Annotated in this window: 9 protein-coding genes, 1 tRNA gene and 1 pseudogene; 10 read left to right on the top strand and 1 reads right to left on the bottom strand. The window is 37.9% G+C overall.

Annotated features, from left to right (window positions below):
* The 3 genes from AT685_RS06130 to purL form a co-directional block, all read left to right on the top strand.
* Positions 1 to 592: galactose-1-phosphate uridylyltransferase (locus AT685_RS06130; RefSeq protein ID WP_072151958.1), on the top strand; the 592-nt coding region annotated here is incomplete at its 5' end.
* Between the two features lie 6 nt (positions 593 to 598).
* Positions 599 to 916 carry a hypothetical protein gene (locus AT685_RS06125; protein ID WP_072151957.1) on the top strand — a complete coding sequence of 106 codons (318 nt, stop codon included), beginning with the start codon at positions 599 to 601 and terminating at the stop codon, positions 914 to 916.
* Positions 917 to 918: 2 nt separating this feature from the next.
* Positions 919 to 3,144 carry a phosphoribosylformylglycinamidine synthase subunit PurL gene (gene purL / locus AT685_RS06120; RefSeq protein ID WP_143713151.1) on the top strand — a complete coding sequence of 742 codons (2,226 nt, stop codon included), beginning with the start codon at positions 919 to 921 and terminating at the stop codon, positions 3,142 to 3,144.
* A gap of 7 nt (positions 3,145 to 3,151) precedes the next feature.
* Here the strand turns inward: purL and AT685_RS06115 are convergent.
* Positions 3,152 to 3,225 (bottom strand) — tRNA-Ile (locus tag AT685_RS06115).
* 50 nt (positions 3,226 to 3,275) lie between these two features.
* Here AT685_RS06115 and mtnA point away from each other — a divergent pair.
* The 7 genes and pseudogenes from mtnA to AT685_RS06080 form a co-directional block, all read left to right on the top strand.
* The gene (gene mtnA, locus AT685_RS06110; protein ID WP_072151956.1) at positions 3,276 to 4,337 is read left to right on the top strand and encodes an S-methyl-5-thioribose-1-phosphate isomerase; all 1,062 of its coding nucleotides are present in this window, start codon (positions 3,276 to 3,278) and stop codon (positions 4,335 to 4,337) included.
* A complete protein-coding gene (recO, locus tag AT685_RS06105) occupies positions 4,338 to 5,102 on the top strand; it encodes a DNA repair protein RecO (RefSeq protein ID WP_072151955.1) in 765 nt (254 codons plus the stop codon).
* 76 nt (positions 5,103 to 5,178) lie between these two features.
* Positions 5,179 to 6,684, top strand: coding sequence for a DegQ family serine endoprotease (locus AT685_RS06100; RefSeq protein ID WP_072150854.1), 1,506 nt, complete (start codon positions 5,179 to 5,181; stop codon positions 6,682 to 6,684).
* A gap of 54 nt (positions 6,685 to 6,738) precedes the next feature.
* On the top strand, positions 6,739 to 7,557 hold the full coding sequence (locus AT685_RS06095; RefSeq protein ID WP_081040612.1) for a hypothetical protein: 819 nt from the start codon (positions 6,739 to 6,741) through the stop codon (positions 7,555 to 7,557).
* A 72-nt stretch (positions 7,558 to 7,629) separates the two neighbouring features.
* On the top strand, positions 7,630 to 8,607 hold the full coding sequence (locus AT685_RS06090; protein ID WP_072151954.1) for a hypothetical protein: 978 nt from the start codon (positions 7,630 to 7,632) through the stop codon (positions 8,605 to 8,607).
* A complete protein-coding gene (locus AT685_RS06085; protein ID WP_072151953.1) occupies positions 8,604 to 9,155 on the top strand; it encodes a hypothetical protein in 552 nt (183 codons plus the stop codon). Before AT685_RS06090 ends, AT685_RS06085 begins: the two co-directional genes overlap by 4 nt.
* Positions 9,152 to 10,180: pseudogene (locus AT685_RS06080) on the top strand (hypothetical protein); the annotation flags it as partial. The gene AT685_RS06085 and the pseudogene AT685_RS06080, both read left to right, overlap by 4 nt.

Here is a 10,180-nt window from a genome sequence, read left to right as displayed (position 1 = left end):
CATGTCCGAGCCAAATCTTAACACCGTTATAATTTTTAGAAACAACGGAAAACAAGCTGGCACCTCGCTTGAGCATCCGCATTCGCAACTTATAGCAAGCCCAATTGTTCCAACACACATCAGATATCTTCTTGAAGAAGCAACGAGGTATTACGATGACCATGGCAGTTGCGTTTTTTGTGATATGATAAAGTTTGAATCATATTCAAATGAAAGAGTTATCTATGAAGATGATAATTTCATAGTGATTGAGCCATTCGCTTCTATTTCTCCATTTGAGACATGGGTTATGCCTAAAAAGCACAATGCTTGTTTTGGAAATATAACTGAAAGTGATGCTTGCGGAATTGCAAAAGTTGTTTGGCTTGTTTTAAAACGACTTTATGATGCCCTTAATAATCCAGATTATAATTATGTGATTCATTCCTCACCTTTTAAAGACGCGAACGAAGAATTTTACCACTGGTATATTCAGATACTTCCACGACTTACTATTCCAGCTGGCTTTGAGCTTGGTTCTGGGATTTACATAACAACAGCATTGCCTGAGGAAACAGCAAACTTTTTAAAAATAAATAGGGGACTAATTTAATGCGACTTGAGGCATGCCCGCATTGCGGTAAATTTGGAACATTGCACAGGTCAAGATCAAGAAATTTTTTATGAGAAAGCTGTTAAGTTCTTTTTACCTTTTAAAATTTACAGATGCAGTGAATGTGGCTGGCGCGGATTTAGATATATTGGGTTGGCAACTAAATTATTCGGTAGTGGTGAAAAAGCAAGAAGAAAAGTCGCAAAATGGAAAATATATACTTTTGTTTTCATAATTTTTGTTTTGGTGGTTTTAACCTATCTGTATTTTGAAAAAATAGGGACAAAACTTGCTCCGATTGTTAAAGAAATTTTACAAAGGTGAACATGGAAAACAAATCAATGCGCGAGCTTGCAATTGAGCTTGGTTTAACATCTGAGGAATATGATAGAATAATTTCTCTTATAGGGAGAGAACCAACATTTGAAGAGCTTGGGATGTTTAGCGTGATGTGGAGCGAGCATTGTAGTTATAAAAATTCAATTGCTGTATTAAAAACTTTGCCAAGAAGCGGTGGTAGATTGCTTGTTTCGGCGGGTGAGGAAAACGCAGGGCTTGTTGATATAGGTGATGGGCTTGCTGTTGCTTTTAAAATTGAATCACATAATCATCCATCTGCAATTGAACCGTATCAAGGAGCTGCAACTGGCGTTGGAGGTATTTTAAGGGATATTTTCACGATGGGCGCAAGACCGATTGCTATCCTTGATTCTTTGAGATTCGGTGAGATTTCAAATCCAAGAGTTAAGTATCTTTTCAATGGGGTTGTTCGTGGCATTGCGGATTATGGTAATAGTTTTGGATGCCCAACGGTTGCTGGCGAAGTCTATTTTGACAAAAGTTATAACCAAAATCCACTTGTAAATGCGATGGCTGTTGGGATTGTGAAGCATGATCAAATAGTTCGTGCAATTGCAAAAGGTGAGGGTAACCCCGTTTTAATAGTTGGTTCAAGCACAGGTAGGGATGGAATTCATGGGGCGACATTTGCATCTGAGGAGATAAGTGAAGAATCCGAGTCAAAAAGACCGTCTGTTCAAGTAGGAGATCCGTTTGCGGAAAAACTTCTGCTTGAGGCGACACTTGAGGCAATTAAAACAGGTTATGTTGTTGGAATTCAAGACATGGGTGCAGCTGGGATAACTTGCTCAACAAGTGAAATGAGCGCAAGGGGGAAAAGCGGAATGGAAATAGACCTTGATCGTGTCCCCGTTAGAGAAAAGGGAATGAGTGCATATGAAATTTTGCTTTCTGAATCGCAAGAAAGGATGTTAATGGTGGTAAAGAAAGGATTTGAGGATAAAATAATTGATATCTTCAAAAAATGGGATTTAAACGCTGTTGTGATTGGGTATGTGACAAATGATGGGAGGTTGAAGATTAAAAAGGATGGAAAAATTGTTGCGAACATACCTGCGGATTCGCTTGTCGTTGGGGGCGGTGCCCCTGTTTATTATAGGGAGGCGAAAGAACCAGACTATCTTAAAAAAGTTAGAAATTTCAATCCTTATGATCTTCCTGAACCAGATAATTTAAACGAGATATTTTTAAAATTGATTTCTTCACCAAATATAGCAAGTAAGGAATGGGTTTATCAGCAATATGATACAATGGTAAGAACAAACACAATTGTTTTACCTGGCGGTGATGCTGCTGTTATCAGGATAAAAGGAACAAACAAGGCAATTTCTGTTAAAACTGATTGTAACGCGAGATATGTTTATCTCAATCCCTATCGTGGAGCTATGATAGCAGTTGCAGAATCAGCAAGGAATGTGGTTTGCACTGGGGCAGAACCTGTTGCGATTACGAATTGTCTTAACTTCGGAAATCCATATAAACCAGAGATATTCTGGCAATTTAAAGAAGCGGTTCGTGGGATGGGGGATGCTTGCAGATTTTTTGGTACGCCCGTGACGGGTGGAAATGTGAGTTTTTATAATGAAAGTCCCGAAGGTGCAATTTATCCAACGCCTGTTATCGGTATGCTGGGAATTGTTGATGATTTAAAATTTGTGACAACTGCAAATTTTAAATCTCCAGGTGATTTAATAATTCTTCTTGGTAAAAACACTGATGAAATCGGTGGAAGTGAATATCTTGCCTGGGTTCATGGTAAGGTTTTGGGTGATGCGCCTGAAATAAACCTTGATCTTGAAAAGAGAGTTCAAAAGGTATGTCTTGAGGGGATTCGCCAAGGTTTACTAAAATCAGCTCATGATGTTTCGGATGGTGGTATTGCTGTAGCGCTTGCTGAATGTTGCATAATTAATAAAGAGAATATCTTGGGTTGTGAGATTAAACTTGAAGATAAAATTCGCCCCGATTTTTTATTATTTGGCGAGGGACAATCAAGAATAATAGTTACAATTGATGAAAAGAATTTAGGGAAGTTTGAAGAGATTTGCTCTGAAAATAAAGTTCCTTACGCTGTAATTGGTGTTGTAACACAGGAAAAAAAGATGAAGATAAACGATTGGATTGAAATTGATATTGGGAAAGTAGCAGATTTATATTATAACTCAATTAGGCGAATTATGGAGGTTATATAAGGGATTGTGGGCCCTGGAGGACTCGAACCTCCGACCCGCTGATTATGAGTCAGCTGCTCTGACCAACTGAGCTAAGGGCCCGTTGAATTCACTATAAATTTAAAAAATTGAAATAAAAAAGTCAAGAAAAAATGGGTTCAAGATTGCGCTCAATAGATTGGGATGAAGGAAAGTTCAGGTTTATTGATCAGACTAAATTACCGCTTGAACTCGTTCTTGTTGAAACGGAAGATTACAAAGTTTTGATTGATGCTATAAAAAAACTTAAAATTCGTGGTGCACCAGCAATTGGGATTGCAGCGGGGTTTGGGATTTACCTTGGAATTAAAAATTTTAACGGTGATGATAAAGAGAAGTTGAAAGTTGTTTTTGAAAGCGTATGTGATGAGTTTGCGAGGACCAGACCGACGGCGGTGAATTTATTTTGGGCTATTGATAGGATGAGAAGGGTTTTCTATGAAAATTTACATCTTGAGGTAAATAATCTAAAAGATAAACTGCTTAATGAGGCGCTTTCAATTCAGAGAGAAGATATACAGATGTGTAGACAGATAGGTTTAAATGGAGCGAAGTTAATCCCTGATGAAGCAGGTATTTTAACTCATTGTAATACAGGATGGCTTGCAACTGGTGATTATGGTACTGCGCTTGGGATAATTTACACTGCTTTTGAGCAAGGTAAGAAGATAAAAGTTTATGTTGATGAAACCCGTCCGCTTCTTCAGGGGGCTCGGCTTACAACATGGGAATTGATGCAGAGAGGAATTGAAACAATCTTGATAACTGATAACATGTCGGCTTATCTTATGAAACTTGGGAAAATTGATTGTGTTATCGTTGGAGCGGATAGAGTTGCGCTTAACGGTGATACAGCGAATAAAATTGGAACCTATAATCTTGCGATATCTGCAAAGTATCATAATATACCTTTTTATGTTGCCTGTCCAACATCTTCAATTGATTTCAATATGAAGAGCGGAGATGAGATACCGATTGAAGAGCGGGGTTCGGATGAAATTGTGGAAATAATGGGGAAAAGGATCGCCCCAGAGGGTGTTAAGACATTTTCTCCAGCTTTTGATGTCACGCCAAATCACTTGATAACGGCGATTATAACTGAACTTGGGATTATTTATCCACCTTTTGAAGAAAATATTCAAAAAATTAAAGAAGAGAACAAATCTCACGACTGAATGTTAAGTAAAACGGAAGCTGTTGTGCTAAAGGCGATGAAATACAGGGAAACAAGCAAGATTGTAACTTTATATACAAGGAAGTTTGGTAAGATAAATGTGATTGCAAAGGGTGCAATGCTTACTACAAGTAAATTCGGGGCTTCACTTGAACCCATGTCGTATATTCTTGCCGTTCTTTATAAGAAAGAAACGAGAGAACTTCAATTTCTTTCACAGGCGGATGTGATTAAACCGTTTTTAAATCTTTACTCTGATTATAATAAAATGACGCTCGGTCTTTCAATTTGTGAGCTCGTTTATAAACTCATAAAATTTGAGGAGGGGAATCAGAATATTTTCAAGTTGCTTGTTGACACGCTGGATAAGCTTAACGAGGCGAGGAAAAATGAGATAAATCTTTTGTGGTTCTTCGTTATACATTTGCTTGAGGAGAGCGGTTTTAAAATTAATTTTAACTCATGTGTCTTGTGTGGTGAAAAATTTACGGAGAAAAATTTAGCGCAGAAGATATTTTTCGTGGTTGATAAAGGTGGTTTTTTATGTTCCAAGTGTGGCTTTGACAAAGGGGAGAATTCTTATTCTATTGCGACATTTAAGAGCTTGGCCTGGCTTGAAAGGGCTAAAATTGAAAGTGTAACAAATTTGAAAATCCAAAGTAATATAAATAGCGAGATGCAGAACTTGTTGAGCGATTATATTAAAGCACATTTTGATGAGCCAGTGAATTTGAAATCCCTTGAAATTTATTATAAATTAAAGTGAAACAAAGTGTCCCTTAACCCTGTTATTATTTATTGAATTAAAAACAAAAAACACTAATTAGGAGGCAAAAGAAGCCATGACGAAGAAGCAAATTGCTGGAGCAATTGCACTTGTACTTGCTGGAATGTTGTTCGGGATAATACTTGTGTCTGGATTTAATGCTGTTAAGCCAATTGCAGCTGTTGATGTACCGATTATCGGTTCCCAGGATAAACCAACAAACACAAAATTTGATATACTTTCAACTCAAAATGCGTTTGTTCAGGTAGCCAAAGAAGTTGTTCCAACTGTTGTGTCAATCAAAGTTGTTACCAAAAGAGAAAGCCAAAGTCGCCCGTTTGACTTCTTTCATTTCTTTGGACCTGATTTTGAGTTTAAGATTCCCGAGCCGATGCCTCAAGAGGGGATGGGTTCAGGTGTGATAATAACAAAAGATGGATATATTTTGACAAATAATCATGTGGTTGAAGGTGGAGAAAAAGGCAGTATAACAGTGACGCTCTGGGATGGAAGGGAATTTAAGGGTAAGCTAATTGGAAGAGATAAATTAACAGATCTTGCTGTTATAAAAGTTGATGCAAATGATCTCCCAGTTGCAAGATTTGGAAACTCGGATGAGCTACAGGTTGGTCAATGGGTTCTTGCTGTTGGCAATCCGCTTGGGTTGAATCTTACAGTTACAGCTGGGATTGTAAGCGCATTAAGCAGGAATATTGGAATAATCAGAGATTCTTATGGCGTTGAAAACTTTATACAGACGGACGCGGCGATCAACCCGGGGAATAGCGGTGGTCCGCTTGTTAATTTAAATGGGGAAGTCGTTGGTATAAATACAGCGATTGCTTCAAGAACTGGATATTATCAAGGTTATGGTTTTGCAATTCCTATAAATCTTGCTCGCAAAGTTGCAGAGGACATAATAAAATATGGAAAGGTGAGAAGAGGTGTTCTTGGGGTGCAAATTTCTCAACTTGATGAATCAACAGCGAAAGGATTTGGGCTTGATAAACCACGTGGAATTTTAGTTCAAGATGTTATCTCTGGTAGTGCAGCTGAAGAGGCTGGAATTAAATCCGGGGATGTAATCCTTGAGTGCGAGGGTAAGGAGGTAAATAGACCTGGGGAGCTTCAGGAAATAATTGCCAGGAAAAGACCAGGCGACAAAGTTAAATTGAAAATTTACCGGGATGGCAAAACATTTGAAGTAACAGCTACATTGAAGCCGAGGAAAGAAGATGAAGAAGTTGCACAAACGGATAATACTGAACCGCCAGCAAAGGAAATTGAGCCAGGAGTTATAAGCTTTGACAAACTTGGTTTGACAGTCGCAAATCTTGATGATGAGGCAAGGAATAAATATAAAGTTAAAAATGGTGTTATAATTACAAGGGTTGAACCGTTTTCTGAGGCATTTGATAAAGGGATAAGAGAAAATGATATAATAATTGAAGCTGATAGAAAGCCGGTGCGTAATGTTGATGAATTGAAGAAGATAGTACAAAGCCATAAATCTGGTGAGGTTGTGCTTTTGAGGATTAAGAGCTCAGCAGGGAATAGGTATGTTGGGTTGACGATACCTTAATATATGGGAAAGGCGTGGCGTTAAGCCACGCCTTTTTGTTTTTAAGTTCAAAGATTGACAAGCTGGAAAATTTTTATTATCTTTGATTTAAGAATTCAAAATTCAGTTGGCGGAGAAATGAAAAAAGTTTTTGTATTTTTACTCGTTCTATTTTCTGAGTATGTGTTCTCACAAAGCTCAGCGGGCGCGGGGGCTACATTTCAGCAAAGATTTATAGTTGATATGCCCACAGCTGGACTTTTGAAATCAAACAGTGTTTCGCTTGATGCGGACTTCTTTGCAGATGGGGGACTTATGCTAAGGCTTACAGCTTCAGCATTTAATCGTCTTAATTTCGGAATTTCATACGGCGGTAGCAAAATAATCGGTGATGGAAATGTTAATTGGTATAAATTTCCCGGTGTAAATTTAAAAATTAGAATAATTGATGAAACAAAAAATTTTCCAGCGATCGCGCTTGGATTTGACTCGCAAGGAAGGGAAAGATACATTGATAATTTAAAAAGGTATGAATTTAAGTCTCCGGGTTTTTTCTTAGTCGGTAGCAAGTCGTTTAAATTTTTTGGTTACTCATCAATTCATGGGGGCGTAAATTACTCACTTGAAAAAGATGATGGGGATGCATCGGTGAATTATTATATTGGCTTTGATAAAACAATTGGGAATGACTTAACATTTTCAGCTGAATATAATTTTGCTGTAAATGATAACTCTGTAAATGCAATTGGAAGTGGAAAGGGTTATTTAAATGCTGGAATAAGGTGGTCGCTTGGGAATGGGTTTACAATTGAATTTAACTGGAAAGATATTTTGCGTAATAAGGAGCCTGGAAATTCAAGAGTTGTTAAACTTGAGTATATTCAGTCATTTTGATTGAGAATTTTTTATGTGCTGGATTTGTTAAAGTTATTGAAATAGAATTCATCATTACAGGAGGTGTGAAGGATGAAAAAAATAATTTTAATAGCGTTTGTTAGTGCTTTATTCTGGGGTTGTTATACTCAAATTGGAACGCTGAAAGAAGACGAGGGATACTCAACTTCTAAACCAGAGTATAAATACTATTCCGAGAATTATGACTACGCTGGATGGTATTATCAGCGGTATGTTTATCGTTATTATCTACCATATCCGAGGTATTATCTATTTTTCAGGTATTATACTCCAAGTTTTGCTATTGGTTGGGGCGAATGGTGGTATTATGACCCATACTGGTTTGATTATTACTGGTGGAACTGGTATTGGTGGGACAGATATTATTGGTGGGATCTATACTGGTATCTTCCAACCTGGTATTATTATCCATGGTGGTATAGAGCTCCTGTGATCGTGGTAATCAATAATTATCCGTATTACTCTGATGGTGGAAGGACGGTTGTTTTTAGATCAAGAAATTTTGGTTCAACGCGAGAAGGAGTGCGTGATGAAAGGATGAAAACTGAATCAAGTTCGCAAAGTGTGGCACAACCATCAAGGAGTGCGCCATTGAGAAGTTCCGGAGGAAGTGTGCAAAGTGGATCTTCTGATGAAGGAAGTTTAAGAAAATCAGCAAGTTCTGGAGGAAGGACGCCCGCAGTTGAGAGAGGTGGTGGTGAAAGAACGCGTGGTGAAGGTTCAACGCGAGCTCCTTCAACTCCGAGAGTTGTGCCGAGATCAAACGATGGGAACTCGGGGACACCGAGGCAGGATTCAACGCCACCTCGTAAAACAGATCAACCAAGAAGGATTGGGACGAATAGAAATTCAATTCAAATTTACAGAAATTATGAAACTGGAAGAAACACATTGATTGAGATGCCAAAACATGATCTGCCGAATGTTTTGAATAATTCATCTTTACAAGGTCAGCCAAGTAGTTCAACGGGATTTTCACAACCCGAGCAAAGGCAGGAGCAGAAAAGACATATGGGAAATAGAAGATGAAAAAATTAATTCTTGTAGTTTTAGTTTTGTCAGGTTGCTATACTGTTATAAAGCATCCTGAGGTTAATTATATTGATTCATCTGGTGAAGTTTACACTTCGCATATTTCTTACAGAAGTGATTGTGCCAGATGCCATTCGGTTTCTGAATTAAATTATTTCTATGATTTAGTTCCAGTGCATACTGCATCACCTTGGGCTTATTATAATTCACCGTGGTGGTTTTGGTGGTCTGGGAATTATGTTGATACCGCTCGTACTCAAAATATGGAGATGCCTTCCGAAAGACAGAGGGAATTTGGCTCTCATAGAACTGCCTCAGGTATTAGTTCGTTTACTCCACCGCCACCGACAAGGACTCCTCCAAAATCTACTTCTGAAATTGAAGGGGATAGTTCATCTTCTTCAATGGGGAAAGCCAAGACGACAAACGATAGAGGAAATCAATCAGGTTTTAGGTCTTCAACGAGTGGAGATTCAAGGGAACAAAATAAGGATGGGAATAAAGAATCTGAAGGTAAAAGAAACATTGGTTCAAGAAGAAAATGAAAAAGTTAGCGTTAGCTTTAATAATTCTACTTTTTAATTTCACCTTTGCACAATTTCCCGATGACGCTCTTAGATATTCAATGTTAAATTTTGGTGTTGGAGCGAGAGCAACTGGGTTTGGATTTGCATACATTGGCGTTTCAGATGATTATTCATCAATTTTTTGGAATCCAGCGGGGCTTGCTCAAATAAGAAGGTTTGAATTTGCAGGTGGTTTGAATCATTTATCGCTTACTAATTCTGCAAGGGTTTTTGATTACTCAAATTCATTTGAGAATACCACAACAAATTTAAATACAGTTGCCCTTGTTCTTCCTGTTCCAACAATTCGTGGAAGTTTGGTCTTCGCAGGTGGGTATGTGCGTGTTTCTGATTTCACGGGGACTCTTTCAATTTCTCTTTTCAATTCTCAAAATTCCATTGTTCCATCGCTTTATGATCCTAACCCTGAATTTGATCTTGCTTGGAAACTTGGACTTGAAGATTCAACAGGGGCAACTCAGATTTTAAACAATGTTCAGCAAAAGATAACTTTGTATGAAAGTGGTGGGTTAAATCATTGGTTTGTTTCAGGCGCTATTGATATAGCGGAAAATTTATCAGCTGGAGCTACGATTTCAATTGTGACTGGAAATTATAAGTATGATAGAAGATTTATTGAAGCCGATACAAGAGATTTTTATAAAAATTTCCCGTGGGATTTTGCTCAATTAACGGTTTCGGATATAATTGACGCAACTGTAAGTGGTTTTTCAGCGAACGCTGGTTTAATGTATAGAAGCAATTTCTTTAGAATTGGATTGATGACGAGATTGCCGGCATCTTTGAGTGTTAAGGAAAATTATTCAAGAAGCGGGGAAAGTTCTTTTGATAATGGCGATTCGTATTCATATTCTTATTCTGGGATTTCAAAATATAGTGTGCTTTCCCCGTTTTATTTTGGTGCTGGGTTATCTTTTAATTTGAAAGATGCAGTTCTCGTTGCAGGCGATGTCGTTTATGTTGATTGGCGTCAAATGGAGTTC

Source organism: Candidatus Kryptobacter tengchongensis, assembly GCF_001458555.1.
Lineage (GTDB): Bacteria > Bacteroidota > Ignavibacteria > Kryptoniales > Kryptoniaceae > Kryptonium > Kryptonium tengchongense.
This window is presented reverse-complemented; position numbering and strand designations above follow the sequence as displayed.

What these genes read in the sequence shown, in the direction of transcription:
- purL (WP_143713151.1), top strand. Translation starts at nt 919, where the DNA reads ATGGAAAACAAATCAATGCGCGAGCTTGCAATTGAGCTTGGTTTAACA.
- mtnA (WP_072151956.1), top strand. Translation starts at nt 3,276, where the DNA reads ATGGGTTCAAGATTGCGCTCAATAGATTGGGATGAAGGAAAGTTCAGG.
- recO (WP_072151955.1), top strand. Translation starts at nt 4,338, where the DNA reads ATGTTAAGTAAAACGGAAGCTGTTGTGCTAAAGGCGATGAAATACAGG.
- AT685_RS06100 (WP_072150854.1), top strand. Translation starts at nt 5,179, where the DNA reads ATGACGAAGAAGCAAATTGCTGGAGCAATTGCACTTGTACTTGCTGGA.
- AT685_RS06090 (WP_072151954.1), top strand. Translation starts at nt 7,630, where the DNA reads ATGAAAAAAATAATTTTAATAGCGTTTGTTAGTGCTTTATTCTGGGGT.
- AT685_RS06085 (WP_072151953.1), top strand. Translation starts at nt 8,604, where the DNA reads ATGAAAAAATTAATTCTTGTAGTTTTAGTTTTGTCAGGTTGCTATACT.